This window comes from Nocardia sp. NPDC127579 (genome assembly GCF_042672005.1).
Classification (GTDB): domain Bacteria; phylum Actinomycetota; class Actinomycetes; order Mycobacteriales; family Mycobacteriaceae; genus Nocardia.
Map to the genome: position 1 here is coordinate 1,467,258 of NZ_JBHXVZ010000001.1, position 21,911 is coordinate 1,489,168.

20 protein-coding genes are annotated in these 21,911 nt (G+C 66.2%); 12 read left to right on the plus strand and 8 right to left on the minus strand.

The window, feature by feature from the left end; translation table 11 throughout:
• The first annotated feature begins 20 nt into the window (after positions 1-20).
• Positions 21-1,373 carry an MFS transporter gene (locus tag ACFVMC_RS06290; RefSeq protein ID WP_379207363.1) on the plus strand — a complete coding sequence of 451 codons (1,353 nt, stop codon included), beginning with the start codon at positions 21-23 and terminating at the stop codon, positions 1,371-1,373.
• On the opposite strand, the gene ACFVMC_RS06295 is transcribed toward ACFVMC_RS06290, so the two are convergent.
• A complete protein-coding gene (locus ACFVMC_RS06295) occupies positions 1,343-1,828 on the minus strand; it encodes a hypothetical protein (protein WP_379207365.1) in 486 nt (161 codons plus the stop codon). The two genes, ACFVMC_RS06290 and ACFVMC_RS06295, sit on opposite strands and share 31 nt — an antisense overlap.
• Positions 1,829-1,969: 141 nt before the next feature.
• Between ACFVMC_RS06295 and ACFVMC_RS06300 the strand changes: the two genes are divergently transcribed.
• Positions 1,970-3,517 (plus strand): DUF4185 domain-containing protein, encoded by a 1,548-nt coding sequence (locus ACFVMC_RS06300; RefSeq protein ID WP_379207367.1) that lies wholly within the window; start codon positions 1,970-1,972, stop codon positions 3,515-3,517.
• 3 nt (positions 3,518-3,520) lie between these two features.
• On the opposite strand, the gene ACFVMC_RS06305 is transcribed toward ACFVMC_RS06300, so the two are convergent.
• The 6 genes from ACFVMC_RS06305 to ACFVMC_RS06330 form a co-directional block, all read right to left on the minus strand.
• Complete coding sequence (locus tag ACFVMC_RS06305; RefSeq protein ID WP_379207369.1) at positions 3,521-4,600, minus strand: ABC transporter ATP-binding protein; 1,080 nt, start codon at positions 4,598-4,600, stop codon at positions 3,521-3,523.
• A gap of 132 nt (positions 4,601-4,732) precedes the next feature.
• On the minus strand, positions 4,733-6,058 hold the full coding sequence (locus tag ACFVMC_RS06310; RefSeq protein ID WP_379207370.1) for an ABC transporter substrate-binding protein: 1,326 nt from the start codon (positions 6,056-6,058) through the stop codon (positions 4,733-4,735).
• A gap of 15 nt (positions 6,059-6,073) precedes the next feature.
• Complete coding sequence (locus ACFVMC_RS06315) at positions 6,074-6,865, minus strand: carbohydrate ABC transporter permease (RefSeq protein WP_379207858.1); 792 nt, start codon at positions 6,863-6,865, stop codon at positions 6,074-6,076.
• A gap of 71 nt (positions 6,866-6,936) precedes the next feature.
• On the minus strand, positions 6,937-7,866 hold the full coding sequence (locus ACFVMC_RS06320; protein WP_379207372.1) for a carbohydrate ABC transporter permease: 930 nt from the start codon (positions 7,864-7,866) through the stop codon (positions 6,937-6,939).
• 192 nt (positions 7,867-8,058) lie between these two features.
• A complete protein-coding gene (locus ACFVMC_RS06325) occupies positions 8,059-8,958 on the minus strand; it encodes a L,D-transpeptidase (protein ID WP_379207374.1) in 900 nt (299 codons plus the stop codon).
• Between the two features lie 265 nt (positions 8,959-9,223).
• Positions 9,224-9,730: a DUF6764 family protein gene (locus tag ACFVMC_RS06330; protein WP_379207375.1), complete on the minus strand. Its 507-nt coding sequence runs from the start codon at positions 9,728-9,730 to the stop codon at positions 9,224-9,226.
• Positions 9,731-9,912: 182 nt separating this feature from the next.
• On the opposite strand from ACFVMC_RS06330, the gene ACFVMC_RS06335 reads away from it, so the two are divergent.
• A complete protein-coding gene (locus ACFVMC_RS06335; RefSeq protein WP_379207377.1) occupies positions 9,913-10,560 on the plus strand; it encodes a hypothetical protein in 648 nt (215 codons plus the stop codon).
• 26 nt (positions 10,561-10,586) lie between these two features.
• Entirely contained in the window at positions 10,587-12,062 is a 1,476-nt protein-coding gene (locus ACFVMC_RS06340) for an MFS transporter (RefSeq protein WP_379207378.1), read from the plus strand.
• 57 nt (positions 12,063-12,119) lie between these two features.
• Here ACFVMC_RS06340 and ACFVMC_RS06345 read toward each other — a convergent pair whose 3' ends face one another.
• Positions 12,120-12,791 (minus strand): S1 family peptidase, encoded by a 672-nt coding sequence (locus ACFVMC_RS06345; RefSeq protein WP_379207379.1) that lies wholly within the window; start codon positions 12,789-12,791, stop codon positions 12,120-12,122.
• Between the two features lie 467 nt (positions 12,792-13,258).
• Between ACFVMC_RS06345 and ACFVMC_RS06350 the strand changes: the two genes are divergently transcribed.
• From ACFVMC_RS06350 to ACFVMC_RS06385, 8 genes are read left to right on the plus strand one after another with little or no spacing between them, the layout of a single operon-like run.
• Complete coding sequence (locus ACFVMC_RS06350; protein ID WP_379207381.1) at positions 13,259-14,110, plus strand: MlaE family ABC transporter permease; 852 nt, start codon at positions 13,259-13,261, stop codon at positions 14,108-14,110.
• 4 nt (positions 14,111-14,114) lie between these two features.
• Positions 14,115-14,978, plus strand: a complete 864-nt coding sequence (locus tag ACFVMC_RS06355) for an ABC transporter permease (protein ID WP_379207383.1) — start codon at positions 14,115-14,117, stop codon at positions 14,976-14,978.
• Positions 14,979-14,984: 6 nt separating this feature from the next.
• Positions 14,985-16,457, plus strand: a complete 1,473-nt coding sequence (locus tag ACFVMC_RS06360) for an MCE family protein (RefSeq protein WP_379207385.1) — start codon at positions 14,985-14,987, stop codon at positions 16,455-16,457.
• Positions 16,454-17,491: an MCE family protein gene (locus ACFVMC_RS06365; RefSeq protein ID WP_379207387.1), complete on the plus strand. Its 1,038-nt coding sequence runs from the start codon at positions 16,454-16,456 to the stop codon at positions 17,489-17,491. Before ACFVMC_RS06360 ends, ACFVMC_RS06365 begins: the two co-directional genes overlap by 4 nt.
• Positions 17,491-18,483 carry an MCE family protein gene (locus tag ACFVMC_RS06370; protein WP_379207859.1) on the plus strand — a complete coding sequence of 331 codons (993 nt, stop codon included), beginning with the start codon at positions 17,491-17,493 and terminating at the stop codon, positions 18,481-18,483. The genes ACFVMC_RS06365 and ACFVMC_RS06370 overlap by 1 nt, the downstream gene beginning before the upstream one ends.
• Positions 18,483-19,580: an MlaD family protein gene (locus tag ACFVMC_RS06375; RefSeq protein WP_379207388.1), complete on the plus strand. Its 1,098-nt coding sequence runs from the start codon at positions 18,483-18,485 to the stop codon at positions 19,578-19,580. The genes ACFVMC_RS06370 and ACFVMC_RS06375 overlap by 1 nt, the downstream gene beginning before the upstream one ends.
• Complete coding sequence (locus ACFVMC_RS06380) at positions 19,577-20,677, plus strand: MCE family protein (protein ID WP_379207389.1); 1,101 nt, start codon at positions 19,577-19,579, stop codon at positions 20,675-20,677. Before ACFVMC_RS06375 ends, ACFVMC_RS06380 begins: the two co-directional genes overlap by 4 nt.
• A complete protein-coding gene (locus ACFVMC_RS06385; protein WP_379207391.1) occupies positions 20,674-21,852 on the plus strand; it encodes an MlaD family protein in 1,179 nt (392 codons plus the stop codon). The genes ACFVMC_RS06380 and ACFVMC_RS06385 overlap by 4 nt, the downstream gene beginning before the upstream one ends.
• The last annotated feature ends 59 nt before the right edge of the window (positions 21,853-21,911 follow it).

Genomic DNA, 21,911 nt, shown 5'->3' on the forward strand with positions numbered 1-21,911 from the left:
TAACCGGCACAATCGTGGTGATGTCGACAGCCTCCGCTCCACCCGAGTCGGTGCCGTTGCGCACCGCGTTGCGGGAAAGCCCGGGCGTGCTGCGCCTGGCGATCGTGCGTTTCGCCGGACAGTTCGGCGACGGAATGTTCCAGGCGGCGCTGTCGGGCGCCATCCTGTTCAATCCCGAACGCGAGACCGACCCGCTGGCCATAGCGGCCGGATTCGCGGTGCTGCTACTCCCCTATTCGCTGATCGGGCCGTACGCGGGCGCGCTGCTGGACCGCTGGGATCGGCGCGCGGTGCTGTTGGTGGCCAATATCGTTCGCGCGGTGCTGATCGGCGCGGTGGCGATCGGGCTGCTGGCCGGGGCCGAGGAGACACCGCTGCTGCTCGGCGCGCTGGCGGTGGTCGGGATCAGTCGCTTCGTGCTGGCGGGTGTGTCGGCGGCGCTGCCGCGGGTGCTGGCGCAGCGGTGGCTGGTGCCGATGAACTCGGTGCTGGCCACGGTGGCCTCGGGATGTGCCGGGGTGGGCGCGGCCGCGGCGGTGGCGATCATCGGCGGGCTCGGCGCAGGCGATTTCGCCTCCGCGGTCGCGGTCGGGGTGAGCGCCACCGGGTCGGTACTGGGCGCGCTGCTCGCGGCCGGCTTCCGCGCCCGGGTGCTCGGGCCCCAGGACGGCACCGCGGGCAAGGAGAGCACTGTGCGGGCGATCGCGACCGGATTGCGCACCGGCGCGGTCGCGGTGTGGCAGTCCGCCCATGTGACCACGGCGATGATCGGTATCGGCACGCATCGGATCGTGTTCGGCACCAACACCTTGATCATGGTGCTGGTGCTGCGGCAGGTGCCCGACGGCGGCTCCGGCCTGGACAGCGGGCTGCTCGGCTTCGGTGTCGCGATCACGGCGGTCGCGGGCGGCATGCTGGTCGCCGCGGTGGTGGCGCCCCTGGTGATTCCGCGGCTGGGCCGGCCGCGCACGGTGGTGGCCGGGCTGCTGATCGCGACGGTGGTCCAGTTGACCCTGGTGACCCCGATCGCGCTGGCACAGGATGGCGGCGCGGCCCGCTACGCCCACCATCTGCTGCTGGTGGGCGCGTTCCTGTTCGGCTTGGCCGGGCAGACCATCAAACTGACCGGTGACGCGACCATGCAGATCGATATCGACGATGATCGCCGCGGCCAGGTGTTCGCACTTCAGGACACCGTCTTCAATATCGCCTTCGTGCTCGCGATAGCCGTTGCCGCGCTGGTGATTCCGGCGGACGGGCGTTCGCTGCCGGTGGTACTCGCCGGCGCGGCGATGTATATCGCCGGAATCGTGGCGATCGTGGCCAATGCGCGGCGGGCGCGTTATTCGGCGCGCCAGGAACTTTCGTGCTGATCGTCCGGATCGAATTCGCGCAGCGGTGCGCGCGGCGAATCATGGGTCAGCAGTGGGTAATCCGCGAGCGCCTGCCCGATTCCCGCGGACAGGACGCCCTCCGCCCCCGGCTCGGATGCGGGGGCAGGCGTTTCCACGGGTTCACCACGGGTGGACCACGCCAGCGGTTCGTTCGCGGTATCGAAGCCGGTGACCAGGTGATTCCAGGTGCCGAGCCCGGTCGGGTCGGTGTAGAAGTGGTCGAGCACGCCGTCGTCGTTCAGGTCCAGCCCGGCCACGTCGGCGCTGCCGGCGCCGCGGGTGTCCCACAGCGCGTCGTCGAGTAGGCCGTCACCGTCGAAATCCAGCTGCACCGCGTCTACGGTGCCGGTGTTCGCCAATTCCAGATCGGCCGGGGAGGACCAGACATGAAGCTCACCGTCACCCGTCCCGAAGACGTATTCGATATCGCTCATAACCCCTTGGACGCAGCGCCGTGGAATTCGGTTCCATATCGACTGGATTGCGACCGCCCGGCTTCCCGCGTTCACGCACCGGCTCGGGTAAGTTGATCTTCCCCGCCAGTACGTCCGAATCGACATGGGAGTCAACAGATCATGGGCTTGCTGCCGGAGAAACTGGATGTCCCAGTGCTCTTCGGAGTGGTCCTTACCGGACTGCTCTGTGTGCCGTCCCCGGCGCAGGCCGCCCCGCCGCCGTGGGCGCCCCCGCCGGTGAACATCTGTGGCGAGGTCGGCTTCGATCCGCTGCTGCGCCAACCGGATCCGAATCAGCCCCCACCGCCGCCGGTCCAGATCCCGCCGCGGATCGAGATCCCGGTGCCGTGGCCGGAGTTCACGCCGGTCCCGGTCCCCGATCCGCCGCAGGACAACACCCGGATCAAGCCGGAACCGCTGCCCTCGGACCCGTGCCGTAATCCGTGCCCGGATATCCGGGACACGCCGGAACCTGTGGAAGCGACGGAACCCGAAACGCCAGACACCGGGTCCAGCTCCGGGTCGGGGACGTTCGTCCTGCCGAAACTCGAGGTCAAACCGGAGATCGAGCCGATTCCCATCCCGGTGCCCGGCGGCGAGGGTGAACCGGCCCAGCCCGCTCCCCCGCCGGTCGTGCACCCCATCGAACCGGGGCCGGTCGTCGAACCCGTCGCCACGCCGCGGGTCGAGCGGGTCGAGTTGGTCGGCCAGGTGACCGGCCGCGGCTCGAGCAACCGCACCGACATGCGCTGGCAGGTGGACGGAACCGACCTGGGCCTGATGTGGGAGACCAAGCCCGGCGAGGTCGCGGTGGTCTTCGGTGACACGTTCGGCGACGGCTGGGTCACCGGCGGTGCGGGCGGACCGGACTGGCGCAGCAATGTGCTCGGTTTCAGCACCGACCGCGAGCTGGCCGACGGCCTGACCATCGATACCTTCGTGCAGGACAGCCGCTGCCACGCCGCCGAGTTCCTGGCCAGCCGCAAGATCAAGAACTGGGAGACCACGGTCATTCCGACCTCCGGGTTCGCGCTGGGGGAGCGGCAGTACCTGAGCTACATGTCGGTGAACCACTGGAGCCGGATTCCCGGCCTGTGGTCCACCAACTACGGCGGCATCGCCTACTCCGACGACGGCGGCCACACCTGGGTCAAGGACCAGCATGCCAAGTGGGACAACCTGTTCGGCCAAGGCAAGTTCCAGGTCGCGGCCATGGTCCCGCAGGGCGACTACGTCTACATGTTCGGTACGCCCAACGGACGCGTCGGCATGATCGCGCTGGCCCGGGTCGCGAAATCCGAGGTGCTCAACAAGTCCGCCTACCAGTACTGGGTGGACGGCGATTGGGCGCCCGCCGCCGAAAACGACGCCACCCCACTGGTACTCGGTCTGGCCAGCGAGATCTCGGTGCGCTACGACGCCGACGCCGACCAGTGGCAGATGGTGTACCTGGACCCGGCCCAGGCCGCCATCGTGGTCCGGAATTCGGCTACGCCCCAGGGGATCTGGACCGAAGCGGTGCCCCTGGTCGCCACCGCGGACTACCCGAAGGCCTACGGCGGCTTCATCCACCCGTGGTCCACGACCGAGGACCTCTACTTCACGATCTCGGCGTGGGACAGCTACAACGTCTATCTGATGCGTGCCGCGCTGAAACCGGCCGACTGAGTCTCAGCGCAGGCGCTGCTCGGAATCGGCGTCGAAGAAGAAGATCTCGCTCGGCTTCGGCCGCAGCCGCAGCCGATCGCCGAGCGCGATCCGGAAGTGCCGATCCACCCGGGCCACCACCTTGCCCGACCGGCTGGACCACGCCGCGGTAATCGGATGGCTGTAGACGAAGGATTCGGCGCCGAGTTCCTCGAGGAGCTCGGCGTCGACCGCGAGACTGTTGTCGGTATCGGTGCTGACCTCCCACGACTCGGGTCGGATACCGACGATGATCCGGTCCCGGGAAGTGCCGTTGGGCACCGGGATTCGCAGGTCCCCGAGGATCGCGTGCCCGTCCTGCACCGGTGCCTCGAGCAGGTTCATGCCCGGCGATCCGATGAATCCGGCGACGAAGGTGTTCACCGGATTGTCGTAGAGCTCGCGCGGCGCGGCGATCTGCTGGAGTTTGCCGTCGAGCAGCACCGCGACCCGATGCCCCATGGTCATGGCCTCGACCTGGTCGTGGGTGACATAGACCGTGGTGGTGCCGAGCCGCTTCTGCAGGGCGGCGATCTGCGAGCGGGTGCTGACCCGCAGCTTGGCGTCCAGATTGGACAGCGGTTCGTCCATGCAGAACACCTGGGGACGGCGCACGATGGCGCGGCCCATGGCGACCCGTTGCCGCTGGCCGCCGGACAGTTTCGCGGGTTTGCGGTCCAGCAGCGGCTCGAGCTCGAGCATTCTGGCCGCCTCGAGCACCCGAACCTTGGTGTCGGCCTTGCTCATTCCCATATTGCGCAGCGCGAAGCCCATGTTCTCCGCGACCGTCATGTTCGGGTACAGCGCGTAGGACTGGAACACCATGGCCACATCCCGGGCGCGCGGCGGCAGCCCGGTCACGTCCTTGCCGCCGATCAGGATGCGCCCCTGCTCGACGGATTCCAGCCCCGCGAGCATGCGCAGGCTGGTGGATTTCCCGCAGCCCGAGGGGCCGACGAGGACGATGAACTCCCCGTCGGCGATCTCGAGCTCCAGGCTGTCGACAGCAGGGCTCGGCGCACCGGGATACTGGTGCGTCACCCCGTCGAACTGCACGGTCGCCAATGCTCTTCCGCCTCTCCGCGTATTCAGGCCAGACTCATGTGCGGGAATCGGCAGCGTTGGCGGCTGCCGGTCTGTGGATGGATGGGTTAGCCGGTACCCGATGAGTTACCCATGTTCTTGCGAAATCAGTTGTTACTTGGGCAGCTTCGGTGTGATTTGTCGGTCGATGATCGCTTGGAGCTGGCTCGCTACTCCGGCGAAGGCGGTGGCCGGGTCGGCGTTCTGCAATGCGATCTGCTCCAGGCCGGTGCCGATGATCTGGTCACCGCCCGGTACGAACACGCGCGCGTAGTCCTGGGACTTCGTCACCGCCAGCTGGTCGATGGCGACCTTCGAGTTCGGGTTCTTGGCCAGGAAATCCAGTTCGCTGGGGTCGTTGACCGCCGACTTGCGCACCGGCATGTACCCGGTGTTCTGCGAGAAGTACGCGGTGTTCGCGGCGTTGGTGACGAACTCGATGAACTTGAGCGCGTTCACCTTCCGCTCATCGGAGATGCGCGACGGGATCGCGAGACCGGCGCCGCCGGTGGTGACGCCCGGCCCATTCGGGTGCGGGAGGAACGCGGTGCCGAATTGCAGCTTGCCCTCGGAGTTCTTGGCGATTCCGCGCAGGTCGCCGGTGGAGGCGATGGTGGAGGCGATGACACCGGCCCCGAAATCCGTCGCGATGGCCGGCTTCACACCCGCGTACTTCTTGGTGTGGATCATGTCCCGCAGGAACTGTCCGGCCTTGATGGTGTTGGGGTCGTTGAACTTCAACGTCCACTTGTCGGAGTAGGCGCCACCGAAGGTCCAGTTCGGGCCCTGGAAGGTCCACGCGAAATAGTTCTTCGCGTCACCCCAGCCGTGCGCCAGCTTGCCGTCGCCGACGACGGACTGGATCTTGGGGCCCCACTCGTCGAATTCCTGCCAGCTCTCCGGGCCACGGTCGGGCAGACCGGCTTTCGCCCAGACATCCTTGTTGTAGTAGAACAGCGGGGTCGAGCGGGCATAGGGCAGCGCGTAGTGCTTGCCGTTGAACAGATAGTCGGCGGCGAGCGCGTCCACGTAGTCGTCGAGCTTTACCCCGGCATCGGCGAAGTGACCGTCCAGCGGTTCGATGGTGCCGTTCAGCGCGTAGTTGAACCACCAGACATCCGACAGCACAACGACATCGGGCAGGTCACCGCCGGAAAGTGCCGCGTTGAACTTCTGCGACACCTCCTCGTAGTTCTTGCCCGCGTCGACCAGGTTCACCTTCAGATCGGGGAACTCGGCCTGGAACCGGTTGATCAGCTCCAGCTCGTAATCCTTCGAGGTGCCGGGGTGATTCGACCACCAGTTGATGGTCTTGCCGTCACCGCTCTGCTTGCTGCCGCCTCCGCCCGCGCACGCGGTAAGGGCGAGACCGGCCGTGGCCGCGCCGGCCAGGCCGAGGAAGCCTCGTCTGGACAGGTTGGGAAATCGTGAAGTGGGCATTGGCATCTCCTGTATTCAGCCCTTGACCGCACCCGAGGTGAGGCCTTTGATCATGTGGCGTTGCAGCAGCAGGAACACGATGAGAATCGGCAGCATGGTGAGCAGCGTCCCCGACATCACCGGCCCCCAGTTGGTGACGGAGGTGTTCTCGGTGTTCTGCAACAGCGTCAGGCCCACCGGCAGCGTGGCGACCTCGGTGCTGTCGGCCATCAGGAACGGCCAGAGATACTCGTTCCATTCGTTGACGAGCGTGACCACCGCGAACGCCACCATCGTCGGCCCGGACATGGGCAGCACGACCCGGGTCAGCAGGCGCCACCAGCCCGCACCGTCCATGCGCGCCGCCTCGATCACCTCCGATGGCAGCGACAGGAAATGGTTGCGCATGAGAAAGGTGCCGAACGCGACGCCGCAGAGCGGGATGATGATGCCCTGCAGCGTATTTCGCCAGCCGAGCTGGGCGATGAGCGCGTAGTTGGAGATGACGGTGATCTGGTTGGGCACCATCAGCGCGGCGATGATGACCAGGAAGACCAACGTCTTGCCCGGGAATCGCAGGAAGACCAGCCCGTAGGCGCTCAGCACGCCGAGGACGAACTTGACGGCGGCGATGATGCCGGTGACGACCAGCGAGTTCCGCAGGAAGGTCCAGTAGGGGAGCGTCGTGGTCGCGTCGCCGTAGTTCTGCGGACGCCAGGTGCGCGGCCAGTAGATGGCGGGCTGGGTGTAGATGTCGGGTCGTTCCTTGAACGAGGTGATGAAGATCCAGAACAGTGGCAGGCCGACGATGATCAGCACGCACACCATGGCGGCGTAGCCGAGCGCCGTGACCAGGCGCTGGCGGCGCCGGTAGGAAAGTGGCTCCACGGCAGTTGTTCTCACTGGTCGCCTCGATCCATGACGCGCACCTGGAGCAGCGTGACGATGAGCAGTACCAGGAACATGATGGTCGCCACCGTCGCGCCGTAGCCGGCCCGGAAATTCACGAATGTCTCCTGATACACCTGGTAGACCATGGTGGAGGTGCTGGTGCCCAGCGGCCCGCCGCGGGTCATCACGTTGATGATGTCGAAGACCTGCAGTGAGTTCAGCAGCACCGTGATGGACAGGAAGAACGTCGTCGGCCGCAGCTGGGGCATCAGTACCTTGGTGAAGGTGGTCCAGCGGCTCGCGCCGTCGATCTCGGCGGCCTCCATCAACTCGGCGCGAATGCCTTGCAGCGCGGCCAGATAGATGACGAAGGCGTAGCCCAGGTTCTTCCAGATGTAGGTGACGGTCACCATGAACAACGCCCAGTTCGGATCCTGGTAGAAGTCGGGGACGTGCTGCACGCCGAGCCGGTGCAGGACATCCTGGATCAACCCGAAGCTGGGATCGAAGATGAACTGGAATGCGACACCGATGGCGGCGCCGGAGATGACGAACGGCGCGAAGACCGCGGAGCGGACCACGTTGCGCCCGAACAGTTTCCGGTCCAGCAGCAGCGCCAGCGCCAACCCCAGCACCATGGAGCCGACCACGGCGGCGATGGTGAAGATGACGGTGTTGGAGACGATCTGCCAGGAGTCGTCGCGTCCGAACCACTCGGTGTAGTTGTCGAACCCGATGTAGGTGACGAACTGGTCGGAAATATTGAAGTCGGTGAAGGAGAGCCGGATGTTGTCGGCCAGCGGGCGATAGACGAAGAGCGTGAGTAGCGCGAGGTTGGGGGCTACCAGGACCAGGAACAGCGCGTAGTCCTGCCACGGCCGCCCGCGTAGCCCCTTACCTCGGGGTTGGGGGAGTACACGCTCGGGTCTGGATCGCACGGCGGCAGCTTTGCGGCGCACAGCAACTAGAGAGTTAACGCCGCTCGGCGTCGAGCTGAACAGTCCGCGCATGCGCGCAAGTGAACCAAGTACCGGACAAACCGGTCAGTGAATTGGGGGAATTCGATCGTTTAGTTCACCGGAACGACGAAGGGCCACCGGCGATCCGGTGGCCCTTCGAGTGTCTGCCGGCTAGTTCCAGTCGCCGAGCCCGTCGCGGGCGTTGAGGGTGCCGCCGCTGGTGTTCTGCACGATCACCGGGTCACCCTTCTTCGCGTTCTCGAAGAACCAGCGGCCATTGTCGGTGCTGACGTTCAGGCAGCCGTGGCTGGCGTTCGAAACACCCTGCTGCGCAACCGACCACGGGGCGGCGTGCACGAAGATGCCGGAGTTGGAGATGCGGGTCGCGTACTCGACCTCGATCTTGTAGCCCTCCGGATCGGTGATCGGCACACCGTAGGTGGAGGAATCCATGGTCATCTTGCGCAGCTGCTCGCCGACGATGTAGATGCCGTTGGGCGTCTCGTGCTTGGGCTTGCCCATCGAGATCGGCATGGTCTGCACGACCTCGCCGTTGCGGGTGATGGTCATGGTGTGGGTCGCGTCGTCGGCGGTGGCGATGAGCGCGTCACCGATCCGGAACGCGCTGCGGGTCTCGCCCGCCTCCACCGTCACGTCGGTGTTGTCCGGCCAGAAATCGTTCGGCCGGAATCGAACCTGCTTGTCGCTCCACCAGGTGAAGTGACCGGGGGCGGGCTTGGACGAGGTGACCTTGATGGCCTTCTCGACGGCCGCGCGGTCGCCCTCGGCGATCGGGTCCTTGAAGTTGATGATGATCGGCTGCGCCACGCCGACCTCTTCACCGTCGGCGATATTGATGCTCGGCGGTGCGAAGGTGGCCTTGGGTGCCGGGTCGGTGGCCGAGGAGCCGAGCCCGGGGAAGCCGGGAATCAGCGGTTCGGCCTGGGCGGGCGCGACTACGAGAGCACCGGCCGCCGCGACGGCCGCGGACAGGAGCACGCCCTGCCGGAGTCGACGGGAGAGCCGAGACCGCGATCTCGGCAACGACCTGCTCTGCGAAGCGGCATGCATATGTACCTCATCCATTCCAAGAAATAGGTAGAACTGACCCGACCCCGTCCGTCCTTCCTACCGTCCGGAAGCGACCGGAATCCAGCCGGATCCGGTACTGATTCGGGTAGACCACCCGGTGTGTTCTCGGACACAGAAGTTGCAGTGCCGCACCGATATTCGACAAAGATGCCGGTCACCTCGGCGAGTCATGGATCGGGCCGAATGCCGTCAGTCCGTGGGGTATTGACGCACACCAAACGCCTTCGTGACGAAGATCACTCGGTTACGCGCGCAGGTAGAACGGCGTCACCAGGCAGCTCGCGCCGGTCGCGGAGTTCCACGCGAACGCGCCCGCTCCCAGACACACCACCGAATTGTCCGCCGCGGTGACCTGAGCCCGCGAACCGTAGAGCGCGATCGTCAGGCCGAGCGTGTCATCGGCGGACCCCGTGCCGGACAGCGAGGTGAGCGCGATCGCGTCCGGGCCGAGTCCGATGGCGATCGGCATGCCGCCCTCGCCCTCGCTGGCGCCGACCCCGCCGCCCGCGCCGACGCCGAGCGCGATCGCGCCGAACGTCGCACTGGCATAGCCGACGCCGTCGAACCCGGCGGCGCGGGCCTGCCCGAGCGTATCGGTGACGGCGCGGCAGGCGGTGCGGCCTTCGACGACGGTGATGTCGACACCCCGGTCGGAGGTGCAGTGCACATCGGTGGCGGCGGCCGAGCCGGGGACCAGCAACGAAGCGCCGGCGGCAGCGGACGCGACGCCGAGCGCACTGAACAGCTTCACGGACTGCCCCTTTCCCACCGGTGAGCCCACACCCTATCGGGCGAAGGTGAAAGAATTGCGTTTCTACTGATCCGACGGCACGGCGCGGCGCGGGGCCGGTAGGGATGATACGAGTCGACGCCCTCGCGGCGATTATGTAAGCATGGCGTGTTATTTCGGCGGGCAGCTCGGGAGGACTGTACGTGTCTCGTCTACTTGAGTCTCGTCTACTCGAACGGATCGCACTGGGGTGCGGTGCCGCCGTCGCGGTGCTGGCCCTGGTCGCGTGCGGCGCGACCATCGACGGCCAGGCCCGCCCGATCGGCAACGGCACGGTCGACGCGGTGGAGACCAGCCCCAGCAAGACCACGACGGCCAAGCCGAGTTCGAGTCCCAGGTCGAGCCGGTCGGCCAGTCCCAGCACCAGCGCGGCGGATCAGGGCGGCAGCATCGACTTCGACGCGGCGGTCGGTGACTGCGTCAGCCTCGGCGGCGCCAGCAACGATCCCAAGATCGAGAAGGTCACCTGCGGCAGCAAGGCCTCCAACTACAAGATCATCGGCAAGGTGCCCAATACCGCGCTGTGCGTGAGCGATCGCGACAGTTACTACGCCGAGAAACGCAATGGCGTGCAGACCGGTGCGCTGTGCCTGGACATCGACTGGGTGGTCGGCGACTGCATGGATGTCGGCGGCGAGGATCCCAAGCGGATCGCCTGCACCGAGTCCGCCGTCGAGGGCGTCAAGGTGGTCAGCATCAAGCAGAACACCACCGAGGTGTCCGCCTGCGGCACCGGCTCCGGATTCACCTACAAAGAACGTAAGTTCGTGGTCTGCGTATCGGACATGTAGGCCGCCCGCGGGGCTAGGTTGGGTCGGTGCCCACCTCCGAGCTGCCTCGATTGCGATCGGCCACGGGGCGTTGGATCCTGCTGGCCACCATCCTCGGATCCTCGGTGGCCTCGCTGGATGCCACGGTGGTCAATATCGCCCTGCCACGCATCGGCGCGGAGCTCGAGACCGATGTGGCCGGTCTGCAATGGACACTGAACGGCTATACCCTGACGCTGGCGGCATTCATCCTGCTCGGCGGCTCGCTGGGGGACCGGCTCGGCCGCCGGCGCGTGTTCCTGTGGGGCGCGGTCGGTTTCGCGGTCACCTCGGTACTGTGCGGCGCCGCGCTGAATGTCGAGATGCTGATCGCGGCGCGAGTGCTGCAGGGCGTCGCCGGGGCCATGCTCACTCCGGGCAGCCTCGCGCTGATCTCGTCGTCGATCGATCGCCGCGATCAGGGCGCCGCCATCGGCCTGTGGTCCGGTTTCGGCGGTGTCGCCGGCGCGCTCGGCCCGTTCCTGGGCGGCTGGCTGATCGACGTGGTCGGCTGGCGCTCCATCTTCTTCCTCAATGTTCCGCTGGTGCTGGTGGTCGTGCTGGTGACGCTGCGGCACGTGCCGGAGAGCCGGGATCCGGCGGGGTCGATAAGCGCCGCGCGCCTGGATGTTCCCGGCGCGGTGGTGATCGCGCTCGGCCTCGGCGCGCTGACCTTCGGCCTGATCGATATCAACCTGCCGCTGCTCACCGTCGGCGTGCTGCTGCTGCTCGTCTTCGTGGTGATCGAGCTGCGCAGTGACCATCCGCTGGTGCCGCCCGCGCTGTTCCGCTCCCGCGTGTTCACCGCGGCGAATCTGGTGACGCTGGCCGTCTACGCGGCGCTGGGTGGCGTGTTCTTCCTGCTGGTCCTGGAATTGCAGCTGGTGGCGGGCTATTCACCGCTCATGTCGGGCGTGGCCACCGTGCCGATCACGCTGATCATGCTGGTGCTGTCCGCCCCGGCCGGTCGCTGGGCCCAGCAGCACGGCGCCCGCCTGCCGATGACGCTCGGCCCGCTGCTGTCGGCCGCGGGCCTGGTCCTGCTGTTGCGGATCGGGCCGGGCACGGTCTATTTCGCCGATGTGCTGCCCGGGGTCCTGGTCTTCGGGCTCGGGCTGGCGGTGCTGGTCGCGCCGCTCACCGGCGCGGTACTCGGCGCGGTGCCCGCCACCGAGGCCGGGATCGCCTCCGGGGTCAACAACGCGATCGCCCGCACCGCACAGCTGCTCGCGGTGGCCGCACTGCCCGGCCTGGCCGGAATCTCCGGATCACTCGACGACCCGGCCGAATTCGACCGCGGGTTCGGTGTCGCGATCTGGATCTGTGTCGGCCTGCTGCTGGCGGGCGCGCTGCTGGCCGCGGTGCTGGTGCGGCCCGAGCGCCGCGAGCCGCCGGCCTTGCGCAAGGCGCCCGAGCTGGACACGGTCGACTGTGTACCGCAGTGCGCGATCGCCGGTCCGGCCGTCGCGCCGCGCGATTCCTGACCGGCGACGACGAAGGGCGGGCGCCGAAGCACCCGCCCTCCGTTGTCGCTGCTGCCGCTAGATCGGCTGGTAACCGGCTCCGACGCCGCCGCGTGCGTTGATGTCGTCCATGATCACGTTCATGTTGGTGCCGACCTCCGGGCCGAAGCAGGCCAGCGCGAGGTAGGCGTTCACCATGCCGACCAGCGTCGAGCCGACGACCACCGGCGCGCCGGAATCGCCTTCGACCACGCACATCTGGGTCCAGGTCTCGATCTTGCTGTCGAAGACGTCGCCCCAGACCAGGCCGCAGGTGTTGCCGGTGGTCCGGCCTTCCTTGCAGACCACCTGCGGGAACTGCGGCGGCGCGCCGACATTGGTGATGGTGACCCCGCCGATCCGGTTCACCGGCACGATGCGGCCCGGATCGAACTGGATGACCGCGTAGTCGAGGTCGTGGTTGGAGTAGACGAATCTGCCGACGACGCCGGCGTCCCGATCGGACTCGGCGTACACCTGCGCGCCGGCCTCACCGCAGTGTCCGGCCGTCAGGCCGACCAGTCGGCCGGCGCCGTCGTGGCCGACAGTGGTGACGGTGCATTCGAATTGGTTGTCGATGATGATCCCGGAGCCACCACCCAGGACCGGTGGGGTCGCCGCGTGCGCGGCTCCAGCGCCCGTCCCGAGCAACGCCGCACCCAGGGCTACGGCGAAGGCAGCGTGAACCGCCTTGGCGAGTTTGCTGAACATGTCCCTCCAGACGTCGGAAGACCGCACGATATCAATCTGTCGCACCCATCGTGTCAGTATTCGGTCTCGGGCGCGTCAGGTAGGGGTGGGTGTCGCTGATAGCGAGGCTCTATCGAAACCGTTTCGGGGGCGTCGAGTTTTGTATTTCGAGCGCGCGATCCGAATGTTCAATTGGCATTGGAAAACACGGGTTTTTTAGATGAAAGTTTTCCTTGTAAACGTCCGGAGATGCCCTCTTACCTGCCCCTGACGTCGAAGGGGAACTGTAACCAGTTGCAGAACTCGCCCGGGGATTTTGGTGCGTGTCCCAAATGATGGGCCGGTATTCAGGGCATTTTCGCGCATAGTGACATCCATCTATGACTGCAATCACATGACCATGGTGTGTTCTGCACTACTCCGTAGTAAGGTGCGACAAGCAAACTGTCGTCGGGGTTGTCCAACCTGGCGTCGAGAGGGGATAGCGAGTGCAGTCGACCAAGAGCCCACCGAGGTCACGGATCAGTGATGCGGTCGATTGGACTAGGGACTACTGGGAAGACCATCCGAAGAAGTCGCTGGAGACCGGCGGCCGTCAGATCACGATGGGAATCGCCGCGGTCGCAGAGCTTTTCGTGGCCATCTTCCGCCGCCGCTTCCCCTTCGACGAATTCGTCCGGCAATGCGCCTTCATGGCCAATGTCGCCGCGGCGCCCACCCTGCTGGTGGCGATCCCGATCGGCGTCATCGTCTCGATCCAGGTCGGTGCGGTCGCCGGCCAGGTCGGCGCCACCTCGTTCATCGGCGCGGCCAACGGCCTCGGCATCATTCAGCAGGGCGCGCCGCTGGTCACCTCGATCATGATCGCCGGCGCGGTCGGCTCGGCCATCTGCGCCGACCTCGGCTCCCGCACCATCCGGGAAGAGATCGACGCCATGAAGGTCATGGGCGTGGATCCGATGCGCCGCCTGGTCGCCCCCCGGTTGGGCGCGGCCATGCTGGTCAGCGTCCTGCTCTGCGGCTTCGTGGTTTTCGTCGGCTTCCTGACCGGCTACGTCTTCAACATCTTCGCCCAGAGCGGCACCCCGGGTTCCTACATCGGCACCTTCTCCTCCTTCGCGACCTCCTTCGACCTGTTCATCGCACTGTTGAAATCGTTGATCTTCGGCCTGCTCGCGGCGATCATCGCCTGCGACACCGGGCTGAACACCCGCGGCGGGCCCGGCGGCGTAGCCAATTCGGTGAACTCCGCGGTGGTTTCGTCCGCGATCATGTTGTTCGGAGTGAATCTGATCATCACGCAGATCTACAGCGCACTCTTCCCCCCACAGGTGGTCTGAGCCGGTGTCCTCAACCTATGTGCCGCCGCTGCTGCGGCCCTTTCAGCAACTCCGGCGCGCCGGACAGGCGCCGGTCGACCTGCTCGCCCGCCTCGGCCACCAGGTCTTCTTCTTCCTGAGATCGCTCAGCTCCATCCCGCTGGCACTCAAGCACTACCCCAAGGAAGTGTGGCGTCTGCTCTCCGACGTCACCTGGGGCAACGGCAATCTCGTCGTCGGCGGCGGCACCATCGGCGTCGTCGTCATCCTCAGCGCGTTCGGCGGTATGACCGTCGCCATCCAGGGCTACACCTCGCTGAATCTGCTCGGGCTGAGCCCGATCACCGGCGCCATCTCCGCCTTCGCCACCACCCGCGAACTCGGTCCGCTGCTCGCCGCACTGGCTTTCGCCGCACAGGCCGGCTGCCGGTTCACCGCGCAACTCGGCGCGATGCGGATCTCCGAGGAGATCGACGCGCTGGAATCGATCGCCATCCGGCCGCTGCCGTATCTGGTCAGCACCCGGATCTTCGCGGCGATCGTGGCCATCGTCCCGCTCTACTGCCTGGGCCTGGCCATGGCCTACATCTCCTGCTCGTTGACCGTGCAGCTGGTCGGTGGCACCGCGAGCGGAACATACGCGCACTACTTCTATCAGTTCCTGGTGCCGACCGACGTGATCTACTCGTTGGCGAAAGCGATTCTCTTCGTCGCGATCACGACGTTCATCCAGTGCTACTACGGCTTCTTCGCCTCGGGTGGCCCGGAGGGTGTCGGTGTCGCGGCTGGCCGGGCGATCAAGATGTGCATCATCCTGGTCGTCTTCGCGGACCTGTTCATGACGTTGGCTATCTGGGGCGTTGAAGCCGGAATCCGGATTTCGGGGTAGGGCGAGATGATCATTGATCCGAGTGGGCGCGGCCCCACGATGCGGCAGCTGATGCTGGCCGGTGTGGCGGGACTCATCGTCTTCGCCCTGGTCATGGGCTTCCTCATGGCAAGGTACAAGGGCTATTTCGTGCCTAAGGTGAATGTGGTTGCCCAGCTGACCACCACCGGTGACGGCCTGCCCTCCAAGGCGGACGTGAAGTTCCGCGGCGTGCTGGTCGGCGCGGTCAAGGACGTCGACGTCGCGGCCAAGGGCGAACTCCAGAACGTGCGGATCGAGCTGAAGCCCGAGCTGGCCGAAGGCGTTCCGGCCAATGTCACCGCGCGCGTGGTGCCGTCCAACCTGTTCGCTGTCACCTCGGTCGAGCTGGTCTTCAACGGCCCCGCCGACCAGTTCCTGAGCGAGGGCTCGGTGATCGAGGAGGACCGCAGCAAAGGCACGATCGCGCTGCAGGACACCTTGACCTCCGTCGAGAAGGTGCTCGACAAGATCGACCCGGTGCAATTCGGCCGGGTGCTCGGCACGCTGTCGCAGGCGCTGGACGGCAGCGGCCGGATGCCCGGCTCCACCGTGGAACGCCTGGACCGCTGGCTGCTCTCGGTGGACCAGTCGATCCCGGATCTGGGCGTCATGCTCAACGACATCTCCTCGTCGGTCCACGCGCTGAACCAGTCCGCGCCGGAACTGCTCGACGTGGTCAGCAGCTCGGTGCAGACCGCGCGCACCATCGCCGATCGCCGCGCCCAGCTGGTCGCGCTGCTCACCGGCACCAGCTCCACCGTCGACAAGGTCAACGACCTGTTCGCGCGAAACCCCGATCAGGGCAAGCAGATCGTCGCCGGAACGGCCGACATGTTCGGAGCGCTGGCCGCGGATCCGCAGTCGGTCACCAACGCCATCCTGAACCTGGGCAACTCGATCGCGAAGCTGCAGACCACCTTCACCTGGGGTACACAGCAGCAGATGCGGTGGAACGCGGGGCTCACCTTCACGCCGTACAAGCCGTGGACCGTCGCCGACTGCCCGCGGTACGGCGAACTGGCCGGCCCGAGCTGTGCCACCGCGCCGGCCGTGGCGGAACTGCCGCCGATGCCGGAGAACCTGAAGCCGCGCCGGCTCGAATCCTCGATCGGCCTGCCCGAACTCGTCGCGATCCCGGGCCTGCCGGAAATCCCCGGTCTGACCATTCCGACGGTGCCCGCGCCGACCGCGCAACCGGATCCGACCCGGCCGTTCTCGGGTACGCCGCTGGAAGGGCTGTTCCCGTGGCTGCCCGGCCTCGGCGCCCCGCAGCCCGTGCCCGCGGCTCCGGCCGAACAACCGGAGGTCAAGCCGGCCGCGGCGCCCATCGCCTACCAGGGCGAGGCCGCCATCACGCAGCTGCTCGGCCGCAAGCCGACATCGTCGGAACTGTTGTTGCTGAGCACGATCATGAGGAACGGAACCCTGCAAGTGACTCCTAGTGGGGGCAGCCGATGAGTATCAAGAAACCTCTGATCGGGTTCTCGCTGTTCGCGATCGTCTCGGTGCTGGTCACCGTGGTCGTGTGGAACACCCTGGCGCGCATCGTGCCCGGCGACACCCGCACCTACTCGGCGGTCTTCACCGACGTCCTCGGCCTGCGGGAGGGCGACGACGTCCGAATGGCGGGCGTGCGCGTCGGCAAGATCGAACAGATCGAGCTGGACACCGAGAACAACGCCAAGGTGACCTTCATCGTCCAGTCCGACCAGACCCTCTACGACGACACCAAAGCCCTGGTCCGATACCAGAACCTGATCGGCCAGCGCTACGTCGCGCTGGCGCCGGGCCAGTCGTCGGCACCGCAGCCGCTGAAGAACAAGGACACCATTCCGGTCGAGCGCACCGAACCGTCCTTCGATGTCTCGGGCCTGCTCAACGGTTTCCAGCCGCTGTTCCAGGTGCTACAGCCCGAACAGGTGAACCGGCTGTCGGAGACCTTCATCCAGGCACTGCAGGGCGACGGAGTCTCGCTGAGCGCGTTCGTCACCCAAGCGGCGGCGCTGGCCTCGGATTTCCAGCGCCGCGACGTGATCCTGACCGATGTGATCGTCAACCTGTCCGCAGTGATGCAGGGGTTGGCCAAACGAGGTGATGAATTGGAAACCTTGGTGACCCAGACCCGGTCACTGATCGGCGGGCTCTATGAACAGGGCCAGTCGCTACAGACCTCGACCGTGGCGATCGCGGACGCGACCAGCTCGCTGGTCGACATGATCGGCAAGGTACAGCCCAAGATCCAAGCGGCCCAGAGCTCCACGCACGCGACGCTCACCCTGCTGATCAATACCGGCGCACAGCTGGACCAGGCGGCCGTCGACCTGCCCGCCGCCCTCGCCAACGCGGGCGTGTTCACCTCCGAGGGCACCTTCGCCAACGCCTACCTCTGCGAGCTGGACATCTCGCTGTACGGTGTGCTGTTCCCACGCGGGTTCCTGCCGAGCATCATGTCCCGCCTCGGCACCACCCACTCGGCGGTGTGCCGCCCATGATGACCTCGCTCAAGCGCAGATTCGACAACAACCGCTACTTCTGGCTCGGCGTCCTCGGAGCCTTCCTGGTGCTGGTCATGCTGGTGGCCTCCAGTGCCTTCCGGCTGCTCGGCGTCGGTGACCAGACCGTCAAGGCGGAATTCGCCCAGGCCGCCGGCATCCGGGTCGGCGACAAGGTGGACGTGGCCGGCGTGCCGGTCGGCACCGTCGCCGGGGCGAAGATCGAGGGCGATCACGTACTGCTGGAACTGAACGTCAACAGCGATCTGAAGCTCGGTCCGGACGCGCGCGCGTCGATCAAGATGGCCACGCTGCTCGGCGCCCGCTACGTCGACCTGGAGCCCGGTGACGGCACCGGGCTGCCCGGTAAGCGGATCCCGAAGTCCAACACCGACGTTCCCTACAACCTGGCCGACGTGGTGCAGATCGGCACGCCCAAGTTCGAGCAGCTCGACACCAAGAAGCTCAACGAGTCGCTGAACCTGATCAACCAGGAACTCAGCAATCCGGAGCTGATGGCTCAGGCGCTGGACTCGGTCGGCGCGCTGGCCAAGGTGATGGACGCGCGCAAGAACGAGGTCGACGGCCTGCTCAAGGATCTGAACAAGGTCACCCAGCTGCTCGCCGACAACCGCAACAGCGTGCTGCTGATCATCACCCAGGGGGAGGCGATCGCCAATCGGGTGATGGAACGGCAGGGTCTGCTGCGTCAGCTGCTCGACAATGTCGCGACGCTGACCCGGCAGCTCCAGGAGATCGGCGCGGAGAACGACGGTCAGCTCGGCCCCACCCTGGACCAGCTGAACACCGTGGCCGAGGGCCTGCAGAAGAACAAGGACAACCTGGACCGGCTGCTGTCGATCGCGCCCACCTCGGTGCGCTATCTGGCCAATACCTGGGGCGGCAACGGCAATTACGCCGAGGTCGGTCTGCCCTGGATCTTCCCGGACAACTGGCTGTGCAAGGCCGCCGTGATCGAAGGGTGCCAGTGATGAAGGTAAGCAACCCGCGACTGCGGCGTGCGATCGTGCTCGGCGCGACCGCCCTGGCGATCGGCAGCTGCTCCATCCTGCCGAGTTCGGTCAACGACGCGCTCGGCACCACCACGCGCATCACCGCCGATTTCGAGAACATCGCCGGTATGTACGAGGGCAACCCGATCACCGTGCTCGGGTTGCAGGTGGGCAAGGTCGACAAGATCGTGCCCAAGGGCACCTTCGTCGAGGTGCACATGTCCATCGACAGCGGCACCAAGATCCCCAAGGACGCCATCGCGGCGATCATCTCGCCGTCGATCGTCACCGACCGGCACATCGAGATGACGCCGGTCTACACCGGCGGCGACACCCTCGGCGACGGCGAGCATCTGCCGCTGAAGCGCACGCGCACACCGGTCGAGCTGGACACGATGATCAAGACCATCGACCAGTTCGCGGCCGCGTTGAAGCCGGAGCCGGGTCAGGAAGGTGTCGGCGCGCTGTCCGGCCGGGTGCTGTACCCGATGCTGAACGGCAACGGCGAGAAGATGCGCGACACGCTCAACGCGCTGTCCGGTGCGTTGAAGGTCGGTGTCGACAACAAGGACGCGGTCTCCAACATCATCATCAAGCTCAACGAGCTGACCACGATGCTGGCCGAGAACGACCAGTCCGTGCGCGATTTCAGCGACCGGATGACCCAGATGACCGGTCTGCTCGCCGAGCAGGCGCCCGGTCTGCAGGCGACATTGCAGCAGATCAACGACTTCCTGGCCAACACGAGCTCGGTGTTCGTGCAATACCAGGACAAGCTGTCGGGCACGCTCACCGGCTTGACCTCGGTGACCAACCAGTTGCGCGCCAACGCCTACGGCATGACCGAAATCGTCGACGTCGCACCGGTGCTGCTGCAGAACATGGACCTGGTGGTCAACCGCGAGAAGGGCTTCATCCGCCTGCACGCCGTGATCGGCACCGCGCTCAGCGGCGAGATCGTCAGCCTGTTCTGTGAGCGGATCCAGATGCGTGCGGACGGCTGCCGCACCGGCAATATGCAGGACTTCGGGCCGGACTACGGTCTCACCGCCGCACTGCTGGGACTGACGAAATGACAAAGCGAATGTTGAAGGCGCGCAGAGCGATCGTGGCGCTGGCCGGGGTGGCCGCGATCGGCGTCAGCGCCGGCTGCGGGTTCACCGTGGAGGAACTGCCACTGCCCAAACCCGGGCCGGGCGCGAACACCTACACCGTGCAGGCGGTGTTCGAGAACGCGCTGAACCTGCCCGATCAGGCCAAGGTGAAGATCGGCGGCTCCGATGTCGGCGTCGTCACCAATATCACGACCAAGAACTTCCAGGCCGTGGTCGACCTGACCATCCGCGACGACATCGAGCTGCCCAAGGGCAGCACGGCAGAACTGCGGCAGGCCACCCCGCTCGGCGATGTGTTCGTGGCCGTCTCCAAGCCGAAGGCGGAGCCCGGTCAGGTGATGCTGCAGGACGGCGACAAGCTGCCGCTCGAGTCGACCTCGGCCGGCGCCACCGTCGAGGAACTGCTGATCTCGGTCTCCATGCTGTTCAACGGCGGCGGCATCGCCAGCCTGAGCCGGCTGATGTCGGAGCTGGACTCCATCGTCGGTGGCCGCGGCGAGCAGCTGGCCCACCTGATCACCGAAATGACCGGTGTGGTCGGCAGTCTCAACGCCAACACCCAGCACATCGATGGCGTGCTGGCGAATTTCAGCACGCTGACGACGACCATCGAGTCCCGGCACAACGAGCTCGGCCAGGTGGCCGACACCCTGCCGCAGATGATCGGCGCGATCGCCGAGAACAATCGCGCGCTCGGCGATCTGCTCACCAAGGTCTCCACCACCAGCGCCGCGCTCGGCGACTTCTCCAACACCTCGAGCGACCAGCTCGGCGACCTGTTGGTCAACCTGCGCAGCCTGATGGACGCGCTGGGCGCGACCGGTGACAAGTTCGGCTACGCGCTGGATCAGCTGCACGAGATCGTGCCCAAGGCCAACGCGAGCTTCAAGGGCAAGTCGCTGGCCGTCGCCGCCACGCTGACCAATCTCGATGTCGGATTGCTGACCGATCCGGCGAACAGCAAGTTCTTCGACCTGAAGGACATGGCGGACTTCACAGGCAGCTTCCTCCAGGTGCTCCAGGTGATCCAGAACCGGGTAGGGAGTGCACCGCGGTGAGCCGAGTCGGAAAGCTGTTTCGCAGCAAGCTGTTCCTATCCAATGCGGGCTTGATCCTGGTGTTGGTGGTCGGCGCCACCTACCTGCTGGTCAGCATCATGCGGATCAACCCGCTGAACCAGACCTACACGGTCACGGTGCAGTTGGACCGCTCCGGCGGTCTGCAACCCGGCAACGACGTCACCCTGCGCGGCCACCGCATCGGCAAGGTGACCTCGATCAAGCTGACCGACCGCGGTCAGTCGATCGCGGCAGCCGCGGAGATCGACTCCGACTACCGGATTCCGCAGGACACGCGGATCGCGGTGCAGGCCCTGTCCGGTGTCGGCGAGCAGTACATCGACTTCCGTCCGGACAGCGACCAGGGACCGTACCTGCGTGATGGTGAGAAGATCGCCTTCGACGCCGAGCGGATCAAGACACCCACCCCGGTCTGGTCGGTGCTGGACAACACCACCGCCCTGATCTCGCAGGTCGACCCGGACAAATTCGCGGTCATCCTGTCCGAACTGGATATCGCGCTCAGCGGTGGGCCGGATCAGCTACGTGGCCTGGTCAACGGTGTCAGCCTGGCCGCCTACGGTCTGGACAATCTGCTGCCGCAGACCACCAACCTGATCGCGAACCTGCGCACCATCGCCGAGACCACCTCGCACGCGCAGCCGGATCTGGCCACCCTGACCAGCAACTCGGGCGTGTTGTTCAACCAGTTCAACAACGCCAACGCGGAACTGCAGGCGATCCTGGATCAGGCGCCCGGCCAATTCGACAGCCTGGGCGCGGTGCTGGACAAGACGGCCGACCCGATCACCAGCCTGGCCACCAACTTCGCGGCGATCACCAAGGCCGCGCAGCTGCGTCAGCCGGCGTTGCGCGCGCTGTTCCCGGCCCTGGCGCTGGGTCTGGACGCGCTCGGTGTGCCCGCCCATGACGGCGAATTCCACACCATCATCGATGTGTGGCCGCGCCCGACCTGCTACTACAACACCCCGACGATCCGGAACGAGATCGTCTCGGACAACACCATGCCCAAGTGGAACTACTGCGTGAACCCGCCACCGGGTCAGCAGATCAGGGGCGCGGCCGCCGCGCCGCGTCCTGACGTGCCGAACAACGGCGCGCAGATGCCGCCGAACGTGGATCCGAACGAACGGACGCTGCCGCCGGTGAGGTGAGTTACACCCCGTCCGGCGCCACCGACACCGGACGGGGCATACTCGCAGCTACGCGTACG

Excerpts from the sequence above, each read along its gene's own strand:
- ACFVMC_RS06380 (WP_379207389.1), top strand. The coding sequence starts at position 19,577 with ATGACAAAGCGAATGTTGAAGGCGCGCAGAGCGATCGTGGCGCTGGCC.
- ACFVMC_RS06360 (WP_379207385.1), top strand. The coding sequence starts at position 14,985 with ATGATCATTGATCCGAGTGGGCGCGGCCCCACGATGCGGCAGCTGATG.
- ACFVMC_RS06345 (WP_379207379.1), bottom strand. The coding sequence starts at position 12,791 with ATGTTCAGCAAACTCGCCAAGGCGGTTCACGCTGCCTTCGCCGTAGCC.
- ACFVMC_RS06295 (WP_379207365.1), bottom strand. The coding sequence starts at position 1,828 with ATGAGCGATATCGAATACGTCTTCGGGACGGGTGACGGTGAGCTTCAT.
- ACFVMC_RS06325 (WP_379207374.1), bottom strand. The coding sequence starts at position 8,958 with ATGCATGCCGCTTCGCAGAGCAGGTCGTTGCCGAGATCGCGGTCTCGG.
- ACFVMC_RS06370 (WP_379207859.1), top strand. The coding sequence starts at position 17,491 with ATGACCTCGCTCAAGCGCAGATTCGACAACAACCGCTACTTCTGGCTC.
- ACFVMC_RS06290 (WP_379207363.1), top strand. The coding sequence starts at position 21 with ATGTCGACAGCCTCCGCTCCACCCGAGTCGGTGCCGTTGCGCACCGCG.
- ACFVMC_RS06365 (WP_379207387.1), top strand. The coding sequence starts at position 16,454 with ATGAGTATCAAGAAACCTCTGATCGGGTTCTCGCTGTTCGCGATCGTC.
- ACFVMC_RS06375 (WP_379207388.1), top strand. The coding sequence starts at position 18,483 with ATGAAGGTAAGCAACCCGCGACTGCGGCGTGCGATCGTGCTCGGCGCG.
- ACFVMC_RS06315 (WP_379207858.1), bottom strand. The coding sequence starts at position 6,865 with ATGGTGTGCGTGCTGATCATCGTCGGCCTGCCACTGTTCTGGATCTTC.
- ACFVMC_RS06310 (WP_379207370.1), bottom strand. The coding sequence starts at position 6,058 with ATGCCCACTTCACGATTTCCCAACCTGTCCAGACGAGGCTTCCTCGGC.
- ACFVMC_RS06300 (WP_379207367.1), top strand. The coding sequence starts at position 1,970 with ATGGGCTTGCTGCCGGAGAAACTGGATGTCCCAGTGCTCTTCGGAGTG.